Source organism: Methanosarcina sp. WH1 (genome assembly GCF_000970005.1).
In the GTDB taxonomy this organism is placed as follows: Archaea; Halobacteriota; Methanosarcinia; order Methanosarcinales; family Methanosarcinaceae; genus Methanosarcina.
In genome coordinates this window covers 706,864-727,680 of sequence record NZ_CP009504.1, presented here as the reverse complement: position 1 = coordinate 727,680, position 20,817 = coordinate 706,864, and the positions used below count along the sequence as shown (strand labels likewise).

Here is a 20,817-nt window from a genome sequence, read left to right as displayed (position 1 = left end):
ACCGCTAGAATAATGGGAAATATAAAAAGAAAACTTGTACCGGCTTTTCCACCGGTAATTATGTTACGGGTATTATTCTACTCTTCTGGCAAGTTCCACTGCAAGTTTTGCAAGCTCTAACGCATCCGGGCCGAGAAGCCTGACCATAGGCTCTTTTCCAACCCCCCCTTCATCATAAATTACTTCAGGCACCCCTCTGTATTCTTTAATTGCTTCAGAAGTGCCCCAGTCCATGGTGCTGATATCTTCAGGCTCTTTTTCCCTGTCAAATGAGGAAATGTTAAGCCCCATCTCCCCACAGGCTGCAAGGACTTCTTCTGAATATTTTACATTCACAGCAGCCCTGATGTCAGGATTCTCACGAAGAGCTGCAAGTATTATCCCTGCCACGTGCCTGCTGGCTCCAAAGTCAACACATCCAACAGGGTTTGCCCTTCCCCTGTATCTCACGATCCTGCTTTCCACAGCCGCAATATCCTCATAATCTCTGGCTCCCGGAATTGCCATCCCTATGTTACAGCCAACCTCAGGAATGAGCTTTGCAAACTCAGGGCTGTCTGTAAGAATCAAAATCGCTTCTTTTATATCCTTCAGGGCAAGGTAGCGCTCTTTTTCCTCAAGGGTCTTTCCGAGGGGGTTTACAGGATCCACTCCCCTGCCCACAGGCAGGCTTCTCTGGATTGCCTGAACCACGAAGTTCTTTGCCTTCCTGACAGCGGTTTCCAGGCTGTCCTCGCAGGCAAGGCAGGCAGTCATTGCTGCGGAGTAGGTGCAGCCCGAGCCGTGAGTCCCGCCCCTAACAAAGGTTCCGGGGACGCGGGTAAAGTTATCAGACGCGGATTCATAGAGCAGATCAGTAGCATCAATGTGCCCTCCTGTAACAATAACGGCTTCAACTCCAAGGTCTGCAATTTTTCTTGCCGCAAGTTTTGCATCTTCAGGGGTTTTGACGTGAATTCCTGCAAGTGCACCTGCCTCAGAGGCATTTGGGGTCGTAACCTTACAGAGGGGCAGCAGTTCTTCGATAAGGACCAGAAACGCTTCTTTTCGCAGCAAGTCTCCTCCGGCTTCAGCAGCCATGACAGGGTCAAGCACCAGGGAAAGTCTGTGCTTTTTTACCTGCTTTGCAACCTCCTTTACAATTTCCGAAGAGGCAAGCATTCCGGTCTTTGTCCATTTAATATTCATATCCGTACAGACCGCTTCAATCTGGCTTGCAACAGCTTCAGGGGCAAGATCAAATGTTTTAAGGACTCCTGTCGTATTCTGAGCAGTTACGGAAGTTATGGCGCAGGTACCGTGAACTCCAAATGCGGCAAAGGTCTTCAGGTCAGCGGCAATTCCGGCCCCTCCTCCTGAATCCGAGCCTGCAATAGTCATCACAATAGGGGTTTCTGTTAAGGGGTTTCCTATCATTATATTCCTCTTTTTTTGCAGGTTTTATTTTTTGAAAACTTTTAGAAACATTCAAAAGAGTGTTGGATGAATGTGTTTTAGTAATATTGTATCTTTCCCCTGAAAAGAGTATTTTTCTTATATTTTGTGGCCATATATATATTGGAAGCTGAAAAGAGCATATTGCTTCGATACATTTATATATTGTATTTGCGACTTTGATGCAAATAATCAAATACTTAAGCGCGGCGATCAATTTAAGTCTGGATTAACTATTTATATTGATATAGATAATGAATTGATTTATAATGTTTTAAGGGGATTGTAAGGATGGCAAACCGACCTCTGGATATTTTGAACAACGCACTGGACACACCTGTAATCGTTAGATTGAAAGGCGCACGTGAATTTAGGGGCGAACTGAAAGGATACGATATTCACATGAATCTCGTGCTTGACAATGCTGAAGAATTAAGAGAAGGAGAAGTTGTAAGTAAATTCAGCAGTGTTGTTATTCGCGGTGACAACGTGGTATACGTATCTCCGTAATCTATATCAAGCACTTCATCTATTAACGTTACTTCATCTATTAACGTTAAACCTCGGTGAGCAACAGAATCTGTATGACTGAGAATAAATTCAGAAAGACAAAATCGCTTCAAATTATTGAATATTACACACTAATAAGTTGATTTTTATCAGGAGATTTATGAATGAGTAAAGGTACTTCATCAATGGGAAAGAGACAGAAGCGCACCCACGTCAAATGCAGGCGTTGCGGTAGTGTTTCATTAAACGTGCATACAAAACAGTGTACTTCATGCGGCTTTGGAAAGACATCCCGCATGAGAACTTACAAGTGGCAGGCAAAGTGCAAGTACTAAGCCTGCCTTTTCAATTTTCTCTATTTTTTACCTGCACCGGAGGTCAAGATTGAAAGAAGAATGCGGGGTTGCAGGCATAATCCTCCCTGGCGACAGACCTCAGTCAAATACTGTCGCATTCAAGCTTTACTACGCTCTGTATGCTCTCCAGCATAGAGGACAGGAATCTACGGGTATAATGGTGCATGATGGCACGTCTCCGCTCTCCATCAAGGGTATGGGACTTGTGCCTGATGTATACAACAAGGATTCCCTTGGGCGTCTGATCGGAAACTCAGGAGTCGGACATGTCCGCTACTCCACGACTGGCGGGTCAAAGATTGAAAACTGTCAGCCTTTTATCCTGAACTTCAAGGGTGGAACAGTTGCCATTGCCCATAACGGGAATCTGATAAATGCCGGAAAACTTAAGGACGAGCTGGAAAACGAAGGCCGGATTTTTATAAGCGACTCAGATACCGAGGTTATCGGTCACCTGCTTGTGAAAGAACTTATAAAACACAATCCGATAGAGTCAATCAGGATCGTAATGCGCAAGCTTGTTGGCTCTTATTCCCTTGTCATCTTCATTAACGGCGTTGTGTACGCTGTCAGGGACCCCTTCGGTTTCAAGCCTCTCTGTTTTGGAGAAGTTGACGGTGGATACGGAGTATTTTCGGAAAGTGTGGCCATCGATACCCTTAACGGCACCCTCATTAGAGACGTCAAGCCCGGCGAGGTTATGGTCTTCACGGGTTCAAGCTTTGAGAGCTACCAGCTCACAAATGAGGCCCATCCGGCACATTGCGTTTTCGAGTTCATTTACTTTGCAAGACCCGATTCTGTCATAGATGGCAAACTCGTCTACAAGGTAAGGGAAAGAATCGGAAGAGAGCTTGCCCGCGAGCATCATGTTGAAGCAGATATCGTTTCTCCAGTCCCTGACTCGGGAATCACATCCGCAATCGGTTATGCAAGGGAATCCAAAATCATGTACCTGGAAGGTCTTATGAAGAACCGCTACATAGGGCGCACATTTATTCTTCCGGGACAGGACCTGCGCGAAACTGCAGTTCGGCTCAAGATGAACGCAATTCAGGATAATGTCAAAGGCAAACGTGTAGTCCTGGTCGACGACAGTATTGTCCGCGGCACTACATCCAGGCGTATCATAGATATGGTCAGGAAGGCAGGAGCTTCAGAAGTCCATGCAAGGGTCGGAAGTCCGGCAATTATTGCCCCCTGTTATCTCGGGATCGATATGGCAACCAGGCAGGAACTTATAGCCTCATACAAGACTATAAAAGAGGTCGAAGGGCTTATAAACGCTGACTCTCTCGGTTATCTCAGCATTGAAGGGCTCATGAGAGCTCTTGAGTGCGATAAGAACGACATGTGCGTTGGCTGCCTTACAGGTGAGTATCCTGTAGAAATCCCTGGTGAGAAATGCAGGAAAAAACAAACCCGTCTTGACGATTTCAGTAAGGCCGGAGGTTCCTCTCAGGTAGTCTCCTCAGACAGCCTCTAAGGATTTCTTCTTTTACTTTTCTTACTTTATTTTACTTTATTATTCTCTGTTGATTTCTTCATTCTGGCTGTAATGCACTATTTTTTGTTTTGCTCCTTTATTTTAACTCTTTCAGGTTCTCTACCCTTACTCTATTTTTAAAATCGTCAAATCTACTGTCCTGTGCCTTGGGCCGTCCATCTCGGCAAAAAAGATGCTTTGCCAGGTTCCGAGTTCCAGTTTTCCCTTTACAATTGGCAGGGCTTCGCTTGCTCCGAGCAGCACAGATTTGAGATGGGCATCAGCATTATTGTCTATGCGGTCGTGCCTGTACCCGGCTCCCTGAGGAACAAGCCGGTTCAGTAGATCCAGGATGTCTTCTCTGAGCCCACTTTCATTTTCATTAATTATAATACCTGCAGTCGTATGCCTGGTACTGATGAGGCATATGCCTTCCTGTATTCCGTTTATCCTGACCTCTTCCTGTACCTCTGAGGTAATGTCTATCAGCTCTATGCGCCTTGAAGTTTCGATGTTGAGTTTCAAGTCCTTCCCTCTGAACTTTCTGCGGTTCGCTGTATTTTTTTACCTGAATTATCCAAATTTTGTCGCTTTAAATTAAGATCCTAAGGTTAACTAATAGTCGTTTCTGAACGATTCATACAACCATTTTATAAAAAATGCTATTATAATTAAAACACTATTATAATTATAAATATAATCCTCAATACAATGAGTGAGTTTATCAAGGGAACATTCTTTTTAAATTTGTTATGCAATATTTTTTGTCGATTTCTGTCCTGAAAAGATATCTGGGTTTCACAGATGGAGATATCATCAGTCTCACAGATGATCAGGCCACCAAGGCCAATATCATGGCAAACCTGACCGAGATGGTAGATGGTGCAAATAAAGGCATGTATAACTATCTGTTTTTTAGCATCTCCAGCCATGGTACCCAGGTTCCAGATCTGAACGAAGATGAGCGAGATTACGCAGATGAGGCCTTCTGCCCCACCGACCTTGCTCAGAAGGGGGATGGATGGGATCCTGCTCACATTATAACCGATGATGAGCTAAATGATCTTTTTCTTCAGCTACCCTCGTCAGTGGATCTGGAGTGCGTCTTCGATACTTGCCACAGCGGTGACGGCCTGAAAGTTATCGATTTATGGGATCAAAAGCCCAGATTCATGCCACCGCCTTCTCTGAAGGCCTTCAAGCAGATAAAAGATTACATGCCCAGAGGGATGGCCGAATCACTAAAAGCGAAGGGGATCGGTGTGGATCATACACTGTGGTCTGCATGTCGGTCTGACCAGACCAGTGCAGATGCCAAAATAGGCGAGGACTGGCACGGAACTTTCACCTATTATTTTTGCCAGAACATAAATAAGAGCCAGAATAAACTGTTCCGCAGTGAGCTACTTGAGAGGGTGAGAGAAGATCTCGTGAGGGGTGTGTTCACGCAGATACCCCAGCTGGATACAGAAGCTACCAAGAAGGATGCATCCGCCGGATTAAGCAGAGGTATGGTCCCAACACTCGCATGACTGCAAAGTGTGTAGGGGGTGACGAAAACCGGGATTCAGCAGAGATGCGATCCCAACAGGCTATAATAAGCAAAATATTTTTTTTCTGCCTGCTGCTGGAGTTTTTTGGAACCATTTTTTTCTTCCAGAGTCAATTTTTATTTTTAGATAAAACAGAATAGAGTAGAAGAAAATAATTCAAAGTGGTTACATTTTTTTGGAAAGAACTGGATGCAGTTTCCAGTTCCCTCCGTTTTCCCTTTCCCGATTATTGAACGTTTTTTGGGTGGGATTTATACTTTTAAGCTTACCGTTTTTTAGATATTATTTATTACTCCAAGGAAGGAGCTGTTGGTGTCTCGCATTTATTTTCTTCAAATTATTCTGGCTTCATTTGTTGGGTGTCGCTTTGAAATATATTTTTTGAAGACAGTATTGAAGACGTTTTTGGGAAGACTTGTTTATCTGAAATGTTCCTGAATATTCTCGTTTTTAGAATCCTTTTTTAGAATCCTTTTTTAGAATCTGTTTTTAGATCCCTTTTTTTAGATTCCGTTTTTTTAAATTCCGTTTTTTTAAATTCCGTTTTTTTAAATTCCGTTCGTTTTTTAGAGATTTTTATCAGGTTTTTTTATTTCAATATATTTATCGGGAGATTTTTCAGAAAATAATACTTTTTTCTATTGACAAAGGTTTATCTCCGGGCAATTTTGGATTGCTGGGTTTTTGTTATGATAATTGGTTAAGGTAGATTTGCGTTTTTCGGTGGAGGAAATTTTAGTTTTATCTGTAAAGGTATCCGCCTTCCGAATGGTTTTTTAATTTCCGCCCTTTATTGAAGAAGGTTAGCCCTCCCTGCACTTCAGGGACGTTTTTAGATTTATGCTTCCTGTGTCGAAATAAGCCCGAAGAGCTTCAGGATTTTTATCTTCGAGGACGAGACTAACTTGCGGTCTCTGAGCAGGAACCCATGTAAAACTGGTTCCAGAGGCTTTTGCGGAACTGTATCTTTCATTCTGGCTCACCTTTTGAACATGTTTTTCTGTTTTTTATTTTAGCCGGCAGACGGTATCTTATTACCTCCTTATAATATATAAATATTTTGCACACTGATCCTCATGCCACTTTCTCAAACTACTTTTCCAAAAGATCTTTTCAAACTCCCTGTTCCAGAGGTTTGTTCAGATATCCGGTTTTCAGAATTGTGTTGAGGTAGAGCCTTGCCCAGACAAAGGTCACTCCAGCTCCGATGGCATTGCCTGCAACAATGCCCCACCAGGCCCCTACCTGGCCCATACTCAGATTGAAGGCGAAAAAAGCTGCAAAGATCGGAGTAAATACTATGGTCCTCAGGAGGTTTGCGGTAAGTGCACTCATGCCTTTTCCTGCTCCCTGGAAGAAAGATGTCGAGAGCATTCCGAGAGAAACGGAGGGGTAGAAGATGCAGATCACGCGCAGGAAATGGGTAAGATCTGGCGCTATATGGGAGGCTTCTGCTGTCTGAGTGAATATGGCTGCAATCTGCGGAGCAAAGATGAAAGTTAATGCAGCAACCGCACTTTCGATGAGAAGCCCCAGTTTTATTGCATAGGTATGGGCAATTTCTGCTTTTTCATATTCTTTTGCCCCGAACGCGGCTCCTGATACTGAAACTACAGCTGTTGCAATCCCTATAAGAGGAGCAATTGCAATTGTTGCAACCCGCCAGCCGGTGGAATAGACAGCAACTCCGTCGGTATTACTTACGCTCACAATAATAAGGTTGAGGACAAGCATGGATAATGACATAGAAAGCTGCTGGGCAGAGGCAGGGATTGTTATCCTGAATATGTCATTTACAATATTTTTTTCAAAGCTGAAGTCTTTAAAATCGAAGGAAACAAAAGTATCCTTTCTGAAAAAGAGCCAGTTCAGCATCATCAACGAAGAGACTGAAAGAGAAAGCAGGGTTGCCCAGGCTGCACCCGCAATTCCCATTTTAAAGGTGTATATGAAAATAGGGTCAAGGACAATATTCAAGACTGCTCCAAGGACCATTGCCTGCATTGCGCGCTTTGAATCTCCTTCAGCTCTTAGGATGGAGTTAGCTACATTCGTAAAAAAAACTACTAAACTCCCGAGGAATATCACCCTCGCGTAAGCTACTGCAAGATCGGTTGTTCTTCCTGCTCCTGCCAGAGTGAAGATCTGGGGGGCAAAAACATAGAAGGGTATGGTAAATATCAGAACAAGCAGCAGCATCATTATAATCGTATGTACAGCTACATTATCTGCCCCAGCTTTATCCCGTGCTCCTATCTTTCGGGAGATGGCTGCTCCTCCTCCTATACCCAGCCCATTGGATAAAGCCATGCTTATAAAAAAGAAAGGAAATACGAAACCCATTGCAGCAAGCGCATCCGATCCAAGCCCTGAGACCCAGAAAGTATCTACCAGCTGGTAAATAGTCTGGACGGACATCGCAACAATCATCGGGACTGCAAGTTTGATAATGGCTTTTTTCGGGTCTCCCTCAAGGATCTTTACACCTATTGTTTCCGGACTTTTTTCAGGATTGAAGGGATTCGAATTTACGGTTGTTTTGGTTTTCATTTAATTATCTTCCTTTTAATACTTCTTTTTTCCCTTTTCCTCTTTTTATCCCGTAACCTGCAAAATTAAGTTCCTTCAATGTTTCATTCAGGGAGAAAAGGAATTCATCTTTCAGTCGTTTGGTCAACTGTTCCGAACCAATACACCTAAAATATGCTGGAGTTCCTTCTATTACTACCACACACTTCTTTTTTGACATACTCTTCAGCGTAGCATAAATCTTTAGCCTGGGACGTGTGGTAAATTCATGGATATCCTTTGTTGTTACCTCGCCCAGGCTCGGGCGCCCTATATAGATCTTCGCTTTGTTTTCTGTGAATCCTACCTTCTGGAGTTTGCCTATCAGGTCCGTGTACATTGCAGATCTCAATATATATCTAGCATCTATCTAGTGCATCGATTCCTAATTAATTCCTCTTTCTTTTAGATTATAATTCCACCAGGCATTTCGACCCTTTCTTGTGATTATTCATCAAAATATTGATCTTTTCTTTTGGATAAATTAACTCAAGTTCTTTAAGGAATTGTATGAATTCCCAGCTTCTGTTTTTCAAATACTTTATAAATAATTCTTCCTGATGTCAAATCAATTCCAACTAATAGCGAAAGAGTACCATATCTTCTGTACTCATAATCTTTTGCTATTGTGGAATAATGTCCTTCTACTGGCATAAGATCTGGGTAAACATTTCCAGTTGCTTGAATGCCTGGTTTTTCATCGTAGGAAATGATCATTGATTCAATTTCTTCTTTTTTTATATATTATCATTTAATTCATTAGCCTCTTTTATATGTAGCTAATACCCTGGCTGCTTTTTGATCAAACTCCGGATCAACTTTAGCAATATAAAATCTGATCTTATGTGGTTTTATGTTGCTTACATTGAGAATTTTTGAAATTGTCCCCTGATTTATCTTCGATAAATCAGAATGTCCTTCTTTGATACAATTATCCAGGATATGTTTGGCAAGAAGTCTCTGCGTCCAGAATTCATGAGGATGACCAAGATTTTGGTTTCATACATGCAAGTGAAATTACAACAGCCTGTGATTCGGCATTAATGTCTTGAAGTCTTCCACTTCTGGATTTATCTATTAAGCCTTCTTTAACCCCTAAATCTAAAACTTTTTTGATCCATTATCTTACAGTTTTGTAATCTACTTTTAACTCTCTTGAGATTTCAGTGTCGTTTTTTCCATGATAGCTTAAAAGTATGATTTTAGATATTTCGACAATGCTTGCTGCTTGATTTCTAGAGTGGCTGAGCTTGAGAAGATAGTCTAAATCTTTTTGAGTAAATGATAATTTGGGGCGACGGCTTATAAGAGGCATAAGAGAGTTTATTGAATAATTAATATAATTATACTATAGATTTATATTAGAATCTATGCACTAGTTCAGGACTCAAAAAGAGTAAAACAAAAAAGATAAATTTGTATCTCCTCCCCGGCAAGAAATTCAAGGTCCGGCTGTTTAAGATACTGTTCCGGTGCATACTCTAAAAAGAGGGTTATTTACAATCTTTTTTTCTTATTTTTTAGTTGCAAAGTGAACTACCACTCAGCTAAAGACTGAGTGGATTCTTGGTTCATTCCTCCCTCCATTGAGGCAAGTCCCCAAGCTCTTCCCCACGTTCCATAGGTGTTACAATCCAATTAGATTTTGCTCTATGAGAGTAGATTTTGCTCTATGAGAGTAGATTTTGCTCTATGAGAGTAGATTTTGCTCTATGAGAGTAGATTTTGCTCTATGAGAACGAATTTTTTGATATTGATTGCGGCATTTATGTCTCTATCATGTTTTGTTTTACAATCAGGGCAAGTCCATTCTCTGTCTTTTAACTGAAGCTCATTACCATCTTCAACAAGGATACTGATGTAGTAACATCCTTTACAAGTTCTCAAAACGGTAGCTGTTTTAAGTTCGCCTTCAAACTTTCTATGTAGAACTGTTTTAATTGGTTCTATTTTAGAAAGCTTGACAGTGTTATTTTCAAAGATTACAGAGTAATGCTGAGACACAGGGAAAGAGATAACAAGTGCACCGGGTTTACTCTAATTGTCTCAGAGAACGGAACCGGCATTCCAGAAACAGTCGATCTAGAAAACTCAGATGCCCTTGGTCTGTAACTGGTAAGCATCCTCGTAGACCAGCCAGATGGCAAGCTTGAATTGAAAAGAGATAACGGAATGGAAATTACAATAAAGATCAATGTAAAAAGGAATTCATAACACTTCGTATAAGGAGATTTAAAGGAGGTTTGAGAAATTTACAGAAATTTATCAGGGCTCTCTGTTGAATAAAGTTTGCCACATTAGCTTCAAAAAACTTGTACACTTTCATGTAACGGAGGAATTTAAGATCAAGGAATACTTAATTACGTTTTAGAGGTAGTTTAAGTGGAAAAAGTGATTAAAAAATAACGTCATAATATAAAGTTACAAAACGATGAAAATAAAAAAGTAATTAAAAATAAAATGTAATACAAATAGAAAAGTAACAAAACTTAAGAAGTAATGAATTTATAAAATGTCATCCTTAAAAAGAAATACAAATAAAACAATAATAAAAATAATAAAGCAATAAAATTAAAATGAAAATAAAATGGTAAGAGCCTGAAAAATATTTCAGAGGCTCATACAGTAACATCCTTTTTGAGGATGTACGCAACCATTTCAGGGTTCAGTTTACTCTCCCTTGAGACTTTTTCTTCAATTGCCTCAGTGGATTTGCCTTCAATCTTCAGTTCCTTTATCTCCTCAATTATAGAGGTAGGAATACGATAATATTCATTAATGTCCTTTCTGTGGCCCCAGACATCTCCTTCTATGAGCTGGATACGCTGCATTTCAAGGAACATTTCTATGGACTTTGAGACCGTACGCCTGTATGATTTAGGAAGCTGTATTACCTCAATCTTTGGGCAGTTCTCAACCAGGGAAAAAATGTCCTTGTTTGATGGTCTGAAAGCCAGGTGAACTATTCTTTCGTTTGGATTTAATGTAAAGATCTCTTCTCTAGAACTCACAACCCTTATTTTCAAAGTTTGTCCTTCCTATCTATTGATTTTTTTTCATTTGATAGTAAAAAATTCTTCATTAAATATTTATCTATAATTACATGATTTATTTAGAGAGAACTAGTATTTACATTCTTTCTTTTATTCTCGTGTATTATAGAATCAGATAGAAAAAAACGGTATGAATCGCAGCTTTTCATCAAAAACACCAATAGACATACAGTTTAACATTCTGAAAAGCATAAGGAACAAAATCAACAAAAAATCAGAATTATTGAAATAAAATTTATTTTATCACGGGTCAGGGCACTTTCAATATTTTGTAATTTTCAATATTTTGTAATTTTCAATATTTTGTAATTTTCAATATTTTGTAATTTTCAATATTTTGTAATATAACTCGATAAAGTCCAGATAAACCCCGGAAGTTTATGAAAACTTTCTCTGAACCTCTTCTTTGCTGAAGTTCTCAATATAGATTCAACCCTCCAGATTGTACATATTTACCTCTCAAAATTTGAATGTTAACTCGTCCGAATAATATACATTCAACAATCCAGAAAATCTACAGTGTCAAGAAGAGTTATATGACCTGCAGAATTAAGGAAAAAAACACGAAGCAAGAAAGTGACTGAGAAAGAGATACATGAGAAGGAAATGAAGGAAATGACTGATAAAAAATTACAATGAACCTGGAATAAACCAGAGTCCAAAATAATAAATAAACCTAAATATAAAGAAATCCCCTTAAAAGTGGGGTACTGCTTTGGAAAGAGATTGAAACACTTCACCGAAGAAAGTCAGAGACTATTTCAGTCAAATTAAAGAACTTCAAGACAGCTCGGGTACAACAAATACGGAGACTCCGTAAAGAAGCAAGAGAAGCACAAACTGAATAAAGAGCACGTCAAGATAGTAACCTTTGGACCCCAATCCTGTTGGCCTGTCATCCCCAGTAATCGAATCTTGTTTTCTTGTTTTCACTTTAGTGTCGCCTATCTGAGATTTCATTCCTTCCATCATTTAAAACCACCTTTAAATCTTGTTTTATACTCATTTTTGAGTATAAACAACCCTTTCGCCTGAGATTAATTTCATCTGCAATCGACCCGGAATCACTAGCACGATAAAAACGTAGACTATGTACAGGGTTGCAATGAACAGATCCTGTTGACCTGTCATCCCCAGCCGGATCTTGTATTCGTTTTTTCATATTATTGTCACCTATCTGAGATTTTATTCCTTCCACCAATTGAGACCATCTTCAATCCTATTTACAATCATTTCAATAATTTTTGAGTACAAACAATCCTTTCGCCTGAGATTAATTTCATCTATTTCATCTACAATCAATCTGGAACTATTAATGGCACAATAAAAATGTAGACTATATACAGGGTCACAATAAACAAAATGTGCATAAAAACCAGATCTGTGACCCATGGTTTTACACTGAAGTTGACCAAAGTATTATTCCTCCAACCAAATTATCCTGTAAGTGTCTAATAACTGCCTCTCACAAGCAAAGGCTGATAAAAAAGGTACTTCAGCCAATCGACGGCACTATCAATAGCACAGAGATAGTAAAAGGCCGTTAAAGCATTACTTGAGCGAAATTACATCCAGGTAAATAATCTGAACACTTAGCTTTAAACCGACATCATTATTCAGCTTTAAACTCCGAACATCATATTACTTGGCATTATTTAACCTAAGTTCCACAGTATTTTGCCGAAAATCAATATTTTTTTTGATAACGTTTTCAAAATATCTTCAAATAATAGAGGATCAAAATGGAACTTGATAAAATTGAATGTTATCATTTTTTGGCCTCTAAATACCCATCTCGCTGTTTTTAACTCCTGCACATAAATTCAATAAATTCGTTATATTGAAAATTGATAGCAGGAATAATTGTGAGTATACGAAAATTTACTGCGGAAAGTGGGGTTAATTAAGCCGGCGCCTTGTATTAAACTGGTATTGTTTTTTCAGTGTTGTGTGATAGATTCAAAGTAGAAGTTTATCCAGCTCTGCAAAGGGGTATAACTGGTATTGTTTTTTCAGTGTTGTGTGATAGATTCAAAGTAGAAGTTTATCCAGCTCTGCAAAGGGGGTATAACTGGTATTGTTTTTTCAGTGTTGTGCGATAGATTCAAAGTAGAAGTTTATCCAGCTCTGCAAAGGGGGTATCATTATATTAAACTGGTATTGTTTTTGTTTTTTTCAGTGTTGTGTGATAGATTCAAAGTAGAAGTTCATCCAACTCTGCAAAGGGATTATAACTCAAGTTATACAATGCACTCCAGATATTTAATATTTTTAACACATAATATTATTCTATCGGGACAGATAGTAGCGTATCATTCTAATAATGCACTCTAGGGATTTAATATTTTTAACACATAATATAATTCTATCGGGACAGATAGTAGCATATCATTCTAATATTACTTCATTTGTATAATGTTATCGCACCAATATAGCCTGCATTGGGCAGGTTTTTTGAATTTATGAGAAAAAATTTTCCGAGACGTTTTTTGCCAGATATTGTTTTTTGCCAGATATTAGAACTAACATCCAATATCTGTAGTTCCATACACTCACTTTTACTGATATATTAACCGAAGTTTCCAGTAGATTAAAACATAATCAAAGATTTTAAGATAGATACTATTATTTCAAAAAAGTATCTGGAAAAAAGTTTGAATTATTATGTTGATCTGCCGAATACGTAGGCCATCATATTGCCATATAGTCAAAGCAGGAAATGTGATGACCAGTTTGTATATGGTAAGTGTTACATAAATATAGTAATATAAAAATATATTATGGGAAAACGCAGACCACAATCAAAGTTTACTGATGTTACCTGCCCAAATAAAATCCAGTGATTTTTAATTTTTCATTCATCACTGGATTTTGGTACTGAGTCGATATAGAGAAAATTGCAGCTAAAGAGAAAAAAATCCTGAAAGAATTCAAAATTTACTGGCTTTTGTGATGTTATATCCCGTAAACTCCATTTTCCCGGAATCAGGGTCGATATAGACCAGATTTGAGATGCTGGAGTAATAAGTAAAGAGTTCCCTCCCCCATTTGAGGGCACTCTCTTCATAACTTATAAGTGTAGTCCCATCAAATCGCCCATTCTTGTCAAAGAGCCAGAGAGCCATAAAGATGTCCGTTACAACAAGAGTAAGAGGGCCAATATGTCCGCTACGCATGGAAACATTCATGTTTTCATGGGAGAGAAAACATTTAAATTGATTCGGGAAATCGTCAAAAAACTTATCAAAAACCTGTTCCATAAGTACGAAAGAGACCTTTGCATTCTTCTGGAGAAGTTTTGAAAAGATGCTGACTGTTTGAGGCTGAAAGGTGGAACTTGCCATCATAACATATTTTGAGGCAAGGATATTTTCGACAACGTTCGGATGGAACTCAAAGAGGCAATCTCTGTCTGCTTCCAGAAGCTCACAGTGCTTCAGATTTCCAATCCTTTTTCTCATATGATACGGGATCTCACTAAGGTCACGGGTTTCCCAGTACTCATGGTTTTCTACATAAATGTTGATAATATTCAGAAATTCCTCTATTTTTTCAACAATAAGAACTCCCATATCAGATAACTTATACATGTCTTCAGCGGGGTCATAGGTTACGAGATCCCATTTAAGAAGTTTCTTAATCTGGGGCATAAGAGCGCTTGAATTGACCTCAAGAGCCTCCTTAATTTCATCGATATTCTTGGGCCCTTCTTTCAACAGAAAAACCAGTACATTTTTCCTTTTTTCAGATAAGAAGATTGTTTTTATCAGGCATGATGGGTTCAATCTCAATCACCAGGGACTTATAACCCTTCAGGGTAAAACGACAGCTTGACAGGATCAAAGCCATTGAATATTAGCAGAAGAGAATCGGGAAACATTCAGTGAAATTTATAAACAATATAATATAGGGGTATATGATATTAAAAAGTTATTATTTATAATGTATCAAAAAGTTATTAAACAGCCAGCCATGGATTCTATACTCTCCGGATATTCCCCTTACCGTTCCTGAAATCAGCAATAAAAAAGTTTGTGCAAGCACATTGAAATAGCAAATCTGTGCCTGCACAGAGAGGGTATTGCGGGCTTACTGCCTGCTTTGGGGATACATGACGACATACATCTCGGAGAAGCTAAGTTCTCCTATCGAAGTGAAACACTTTACAGGAGCCTTACCGACTCCTTCTGGAGGTGTGTAAATGAAGTTCTTCGCCTTTTTGCAGGCTTTTACTGCAAACTCACTGGAAAACATTCCGGTGTCTGTAACCACTCTGATTTTTGCTCTATACCTTCTTATTATCTTATCTCTGAGACCCGATCGGCACTTCCCCGGCTTCTGTAACTTTTACTGGGGCAGCAGTGCTTTCTGCGCCTTTTTCTTTGGAGACCAGAAGACAGAGGAAGGCAAAAACCATGCATGCTAACATAAGCAGCCAGACGGATTTATACTGGGCTACGGAAGCAACAGTTCCATCAGAAACTTCCATCATCTTCCCGGTCAGGGTCATGAAAATAGCTCCACCAAGGAAGGGAAAGATATTATACGCCCCTATTGCAGTTCCCACGATCGACGAAGGGAACCAGTCTTTAATCTGGGCATAGGATACAACAAAGAAACCCCCGAAGAACCCGAAGAGGAAGTGTATAAGGGTATATGCGGTGGTGCTGGAAATGGTTCCTGCCTGAGACCAGAGGACTCCCCAGAGCACTATATACACGGCAGTGCCTGCAATAAGGACTTTCTTTCTGGACTTGAACACCTTGTCCGAGAGATAACCTGCAATCGGACAGCCGAAGATCATACCAATTGCTATGAAGGAAAGAATTCCTGCATATGTCCCCTTGTCCCAGCCGAGAACGTCTCTAAAAAAGGGACCTCCCCACAATCCCTGGTAGACCATAAGGCTGCCGTACATGAAGAAAAACCAGATGGACAGAGGCCAGAACTTCATCCCGGAATTAAACGTCTGCCTGAGAGCTTCTCCCATCGGAATCTTTGCAACAGCTTTCGGGGGAATATATTTCTCTCCTTTTTCGTAGGCTTCAATTTCTGGAATAGTGGGACAGCCCATGTCTTCGGGTTTATCCTTAACCAGCACAAAGATAGATACTGCAAGCAGCCCGGAAAAGATACCCAGCATCAAGAAAACCTTCTGCCAGTCTCCAAAGAACGCTGCCATTATAGCAAGGGGACCTGCGGCACTCAGGGCTCCTATGTTTCCAATTGCTAGCAGGACTCCGGACATTGAAGCAAACTCATTCTTTTTGAACCAGATGGCAAGCACCTTCATTACAGGGATGTAGACCATTGCCACCCCGACCCCTATGAGAACCCTTCCTATAAGGACCATCGTGAAGTTGGAAGCAATTCCTGTCAGGACAGCCCCAACTGCAGCAAGCATTGTAAAGACTGCGGCAGTCTTTTTTACACCCCAGCTGTCAGTCAAAATCCCACTTGGAAGTTGCATTGCCGTGTATGCATAGAAGTAGGCGGAACCAAGCAGCCCTATAGATGCAGCGCCCACTCCAAATGAATTCATAATATCAGTCGCAACTACTGCGGTAGACACGCGGTGGAAATACACAAAGAAATATGCAAGGGCGAGAATAACAAACACCACCCAGCGATATTTCATTACTTTGTTCATATTATTCTGATTAATTTCCATAGCTATCGCTCCCAATAACAATAATTAAGAACATAGATAACAAATGTAAAGAGAGTACTGGAATCCGGCATCCTCAAGAGGATATGCTTAAATCCGATCCCTCTATTTATTCCCACGGGAAGAGCTTGAACGGAAAAATGCTGACAATTCCATTCTTACTGAGGTGACTCTCTTCCCGGGACAACTTTCTTCTTCAAACAGCAATTCGTTATTTTTTCAATGTGCTTATCAAAAGCTTATCTAACCAAAATTTTTCTGATCAAATATTGTCTGCAGACCAATCAGCTACAGCTTTAACCCAGGTCTTGAGCCTGTCTGACGTACTAAGGGGTGGGGTTCCACATCCGAGCATACTGGCTTTTGCTCCACCATCGAGCCCTTTTCTTGTTTCGTCAATAATCTGCTCTTCCGTGCCTTCGACCATCAGGAGAGGAGTCACATTCCCGACAACAGGCACATCCCCTGCGATCTTGGTTGCTTCCTTCATATTAACAGCCTGTTCAACACTGAGACAGTCTGCGCCTGTGGAAGCCATCCCTTCAATAATCGGGACAGTATCTCCGCAGATGTGAAGTTCCCAGGGACACCCAAGGTGGTGCACAAAGTCACCTATCTCTTTTTCAGCAGGGACGGCTACCTGGTAGTAGAACTCAGGCATTACAAGATTAGGGGATGCTGATGCATCCGAATAGTATATAACGTCAGCTCCAGCTTCGATACAGGCTTCAACATAGATCCTGTTAATCTCCAGAGCTATCGAGAGCCAATCCTGCATTTTTTGCATTTGTTTTTCCTTCTGGAGGCACTTGATGCTGAGCATGGACAGGTTCTCAGCACCCATGAGGTCTCCGGCAAGGGTTATGGGAGCTACGAGAAAAGCAGTAACTGCTGCATCGGGATATTTTTCCTTAGAGAGTTTTATAGCGTCAAGTGTAGTTTTTACAAACTTGTCCTCAAGGAAACTGTCATATTTTACCTCTTCGGGCTTGTTGAAAAAGCTCCTTACCGAAGGCTGAATATCAATCCTTCCCATCTTAACTTCAAGGCCAATAGCCATGGATTCTATGAACATGCCAAAAGGCATTACAATATTGTCAAGCCCAGCATCGGTATGCATAAGGCTCACAGTATTAACCATCATCTCCGCATTGCAGTGATAATAAGGCCAGGAACTCCCGCTCTTCTCTATATATTCCTTGACCATAGCAGAGCCTGTGATCACCGGAACCCTGTCAACCGACTTTCTGTTGAGCATTGCAAGGACTCTTTCTTTTGAGGTCATCTCAGATACCATGTTTTTTTCTCCTTTTTTACTCCTTTTATGCTTTTTAATCAGGTCAATTTTCAAAAGCATCTGTTAAGGTCAGCCCCATCTCACGCCCTCAGACGGGAAGTCAAAAACTGCTCTTTTCAACCAGTTTGCTGCACTTGCCGCATCATGAGGAGAGACATCTGCTCCTATCTGGGATGCATACTCGGTTGTGATCGGAGCTCCACCCACCATTACCAGTAATTTGTCCCTGATGCCTTCATTTTCAAGCATCTTGACAACCTTCGGCATCTCGGCCATAGTTGTAGTCATCAAGGTGCTCATGGAAACTGCTGTTGCCTGATTCTCCTTTGCAGCTTCAATGAACCTGGAGGCTGGGACGTCATTTCCAAGGTCCACGCAATTGAAACCGTTTGCACTGAGCAGAGTTTTTACAAGGCTCTTTCCAATGTCATGGACGTCACCTTCAACCGTACCAATGACAACTGTTGCAGCTTTTGAGCCGCTATTTTCATCCAGTTTCATGTAGGGAGCGAGAAGGTCCATCCCGCCGTACATTGCAGCCGAAGCTATCAGGAGCTGGGGCACAAAAGCTTCTCCCTGTTCGTATTTATTCCCAATAAGGCTCATGCCTGTTGCAAGACCCTCTATAAGAGTTTTGAAAGGATCCAGATCTATCTGGATTGCCACTTCTGTCCAGCCCCGGGTCATTTCCTCCTCGCCGTCCATTACCAGGAGTGCGAGTTTTTTGAGGGTAATTGCTTCCACATCAGCTCCCGTGTCCAGAAGCTTTTGGGTCAGCTCTTTAATCGCATCCTCATCTTCATCTTCTGCTGCCTCATCCAGTTCTTCGATTAATTCCTGGACTTCTTCCGGTAGATCATCCATTTTGATACCTCTGGTTCGATTTGATCATAATACTCCACAACTGCTCATCAATATTCCACATATTGATACGTCATATTGCATCTGAAAAGGTTCAGGGTAAAGGTCCGGATCTTTTCCTTTTTCTAACAGAAAGCAATTAAATATAGGTTTCAAAAATAGATATACTAACCGTCATCGGAAAAACTCCCAACTTTAATTGAAAAGCACCCCCGTTAAAAAATCGCTGTGTATATTAAAAATTATATTTAATCAATATAATAAACCGGTTTTTAAAAAACAAAGAGCACCTGAAAAAGAATCATGCCTGTTCTCAAAATGTTTCCCGTTAAACCTTCAAGCTTTAACGAATTAACAACCTCGTTTACAGAATCAACGACGTTGATCTTCCAACATGGTGTTGATCTTCCAACATGATGTTGATCTTCCAACATGATGTTGATTTTCCAACATGATGTTGATCTTCCAGCCTGTTATTGCATTTTAGATAGAAATATATAAAAATTATAATTATATAAGGCAAATGATCTTTACAATAATTACAAAGTATATATAAGTATCGAGAATAACGGAAGCATCAGACCTCCTAGTACTGTTTTTCAGTCCGTATTTTCATCTCCAAACGAGAAAATCTTAACAGAGAATGAACTGGAATACCGGACAATTTATATGATGTCTGCAAATCACTTTTTCTCTGCTAATTAATTTTGAGGGAATAACATAACTTTTATTAAATGTTGCGTTTATTATATTCCAGAAACTAAGACTGTTATGAGGCCCATACATGGAAGACCCTGTTGTTGCAAAAATAAAAAACAAGTTCAATAAAAATGGAAACCCGGCAAAGATTCCACTTATGAGCGGAAAGCAGTTTTTCAAAGCCCGAGCTGAAGAAGATGGAATCTACGTTGATAACCTGAAAAATCAGCCATTTCTCCCATGGAATACATTTTCCGAAGCCGTTAAATTTTTGCAGGAAAATGGAGGGCAGGCGAAGAAAGGAAATGCAACAAACTCCAGGCTGGGAGATCCGAACCTGGATCTGAATACCATGGAAGGTTATATCGCCAGTAAAGTTTACGGCTGCAAGATAGGAGACAGCGTGTTTAAAAGGATAACTCCGATAGCATCAATTCTTGCCTGGGCTGAAATCTGTGAAAACACAAGAGGCAAAGTCAGCCTTCTTTCTAAAGAAAAAGAACTGCAAGCCTCTGAGTCCAAAGCCGAGATAAATTCTCTTTACTTCCAGCTTGCAAGCAGAGATACCGAATTAAAAAACCTGGAAATAAAACTTGCAGAAAGCTTGCAGAGAATAAAAGAGTTTGAGGAACAGTTTGCAGGCAGGGACAGTGAAATCAGCAGGCTTCGGGAAGAGCTTGAAAAACTTATCTCAGAAAAAGAAAGCAAACTGGTGGAACTTGAGAAGGAGATCGCTGGAAAGAATGAACAAATAAAAACCTTTGAGGAAACCCTTTCTGCAAGAGATGAAGCTGTAAAGAATCTGGAAAATCAACTTATTCAAAGCGGAGAAGTAATAAAAAAACTTGAAAGTCGGATTACTCAAGACAACAGCACTATTGAAGGACTTAACATCAGACTGAACGAAAAAAATGAAGTTATAAGTGTTTTGGAAGAAAACATTTCAGTAAAGGATAAGGACCTTAAGACTCTTGCCGGAGAGGTTATTGCAAAGGGTGGGGAAGTAAAGAGAATTGAAGAGAAGCTCTCCGGAAAAGAGAGAAAGATAAACACAGTAGAAGCCATGCTTGCCGCAAGCGAGGAAAAAGTCCGAAAGCTTGAAAAACAACTCTCTGGATATGTAGGAGAAGAAAAACTGGCAGGGCAGCTCAGGGAAAAAGATGAGCTAATAAAACAGATCAAAGGAACACTTGTAAGCAAAGAAGAAGAAGTTTCCAGGCTTAATGAAGAAAACAGGAAGTACCGGATGCAGCATAAACTTGCAGCTGAAGGATTAAGACAGATAGAAGAACAGAAAGCCTCAAAGAAATGGTGGAAACGCCTGTAAGCCAG

General features: G+C 40.3%; 19 protein-coding genes. 5 read left to right on the top strand and 14 right to left on the bottom strand.

The genetic code is table 11. The features are described 5' to 3' along the window. Positions 1-72: 72 nt before the first annotated feature. The gene (gene thiD / locus MSWH1_RS03250; RefSeq protein WP_048126053.1) at positions 73-1,416 is read right to left on the bottom strand and encodes a bifunctional hydroxymethylpyrimidine kinase/phosphomethylpyrimidine kinase; all 1,344 of its coding nucleotides are present in this window, start codon (positions 1,414-1,416) and stop codon (positions 73-75) included. 309 nt (positions 1,417-1,725) lie between these two features. On the opposite strand from thiD, the gene MSWH1_RS03245 reads away from it, so the two are divergent. The 3 genes from MSWH1_RS03245 (at position 1,726) to purF (ending at position 3,786) form a co-directional block, all read left to right on the top strand. Beyond that, positions 1,726-1,944, top strand: coding sequence for an LSm family protein (locus tag MSWH1_RS03245; RefSeq protein ID WP_011032293.1), 219 nt, complete (start codon positions 1,726-1,728; stop codon positions 1,942-1,944). Positions 1,945-2,108: 164 nt separating this feature from the next. After that, complete coding sequence (locus tag MSWH1_RS17825) at positions 2,109-2,279, top strand: 50S ribosomal protein L37e (protein ID WP_082088019.1); 171 nt, start codon at positions 2,109-2,111, stop codon at positions 2,277-2,279. A gap of 49 nt (positions 2,280-2,328) precedes the next feature. Next, positions 2,329-3,786, top strand: a complete 1,458-nt coding sequence (gene purF, locus MSWH1_RS03240; RefSeq protein WP_048126049.1) for an amidophosphoribosyltransferase — start codon at positions 2,329-2,331, stop codon at positions 3,784-3,786. A gap of 126 nt (positions 3,787-3,912) precedes the next feature. On the opposite strand, the gene MSWH1_RS03235 is transcribed toward purF, so the two are convergent. Next, positions 3,913-4,311, bottom strand: a complete 399-nt coding sequence (locus MSWH1_RS03235; RefSeq protein WP_048126047.1) for a secondary thiamine-phosphate synthase enzyme YjbQ — start codon at positions 4,309-4,311, stop codon at positions 3,913-3,915. 227 nt (positions 4,312-4,538) lie between these two features. Between MSWH1_RS03235 and MSWH1_RS03230 the strand changes: the two genes are divergently transcribed. Continuing rightward, the gene (locus MSWH1_RS03230) at positions 4,539-5,318 is read left to right on the top strand and encodes a caspase family protein (RefSeq protein ID WP_052723120.1); all 780 of its coding nucleotides are present in this window, start codon (positions 4,539-4,541) and stop codon (positions 5,316-5,318) included. 859 nt (positions 5,319-6,177) lie between these two features. Here the strand turns inward: MSWH1_RS03230 and MSWH1_RS20460 are convergent. The 12 genes from MSWH1_RS20460 to MSWH1_RS03175 all read right to left on the bottom strand — a co-directional run bounded on the left by MSWH1_RS20460 (position 6,178) and on the right by MSWH1_RS03175 (position 18,789). Continuing rightward, positions 6,178-6,312, bottom strand: coding sequence for a hypothetical protein (locus MSWH1_RS20460; RefSeq protein ID WP_255350483.1), 135 nt, complete (start codon positions 6,310-6,312; stop codon positions 6,178-6,180). 140 nt (positions 6,313-6,452) lie between these two features. Next, a complete protein-coding gene (locus tag MSWH1_RS03225) occupies positions 6,453-7,889 on the bottom strand; it encodes an MATE family efflux transporter (RefSeq protein ID WP_048126044.1) in 1,437 nt (478 codons plus the stop codon). A gap of 4 nt (positions 7,890-7,893) precedes the next feature. Further along, the gene (locus tag MSWH1_RS03220) at positions 7,894-8,247 is read right to left on the bottom strand and encodes a helix-turn-helix domain-containing protein (RefSeq protein WP_048126042.1); all 354 of its coding nucleotides are present in this window, start codon (positions 8,245-8,247) and stop codon (positions 7,894-7,896) included. Between the two features lie 158 nt (positions 8,248-8,405). Beyond that, positions 8,406-8,624, bottom strand: a complete 219-nt coding sequence (locus tag MSWH1_RS17345; protein WP_052722547.1) for a hypothetical protein — start codon at positions 8,622-8,624, stop codon at positions 8,406-8,408. A gap of 993 nt (positions 8,625-9,617) precedes the next feature. After that, positions 9,618-9,911 (bottom strand): zinc ribbon domain-containing protein, encoded by a 294-nt coding sequence (locus tag MSWH1_RS03210; protein WP_048126040.1) that lies wholly within the window; start codon positions 9,909-9,911, stop codon positions 9,618-9,620. 614 nt (positions 9,912-10,525) lie between these two features. Then, complete coding sequence (locus MSWH1_RS03205) at positions 10,526-10,933, bottom strand: DUF1699 family protein (RefSeq protein WP_048126038.1); 408 nt, start codon at positions 10,931-10,933, stop codon at positions 10,526-10,528. Between the two features lie 807 nt (positions 10,934-11,740). Beyond that, entirely contained in the window at positions 11,741-11,932 is a 192-nt protein-coding gene (locus MSWH1_RS03200) for a hypothetical protein (protein ID WP_048126036.1), read from the bottom strand. A gap of 1,958 nt (positions 11,933-13,890) precedes the next feature. Next, positions 13,891-14,676: a winged helix-turn-helix domain-containing protein gene (locus MSWH1_RS03195; RefSeq protein WP_156148062.1), complete on the bottom strand. Its 786-nt coding sequence runs from the start codon at positions 14,674-14,676 to the stop codon at positions 13,891-13,893. A gap of 373 nt (positions 14,677-15,049) precedes the next feature. After that, the gene (locus tag MSWH1_RS03190; RefSeq protein WP_048126034.1) at positions 15,050-15,232 is read right to left on the bottom strand and encodes a hypothetical protein; all 183 of its coding nucleotides are present in this window, start codon (positions 15,230-15,232) and stop codon (positions 15,050-15,052) included. 31 nt (positions 15,233-15,263) lie between these two features. Beyond that, entirely contained in the window at positions 15,264-16,631 is a 1,368-nt protein-coding gene (locus MSWH1_RS03185) for an MFS transporter (protein WP_231585555.1), read from the bottom strand. 259 nt (positions 16,632-16,890) lie between these two features. Continuing rightward, a complete protein-coding gene (locus tag MSWH1_RS03180) occupies positions 16,891-17,925 on the bottom strand; it encodes a uroporphyrinogen decarboxylase family protein (RefSeq protein ID WP_197074612.1) in 1,035 nt (344 codons plus the stop codon). Between the two features lie 69 nt (positions 17,926-17,994). Next, a complete protein-coding gene (locus MSWH1_RS03175; protein ID WP_052722545.1) occupies positions 17,995-18,789 on the bottom strand; it encodes a corrinoid protein in 795 nt (264 codons plus the stop codon). 781 nt (positions 18,790-19,570) lie between these two features. Between MSWH1_RS03175 and MSWH1_RS03170 the strand changes: the two genes are divergently transcribed. Then, complete coding sequence (locus MSWH1_RS03170; protein ID WP_048126030.1) at positions 19,571-20,812, top strand: hypothetical protein; 1,242 nt, start codon at positions 19,571-19,573, stop codon at positions 20,810-20,812. The last annotated feature ends 5 nt before the right edge of the window (positions 20,813-20,817 follow it).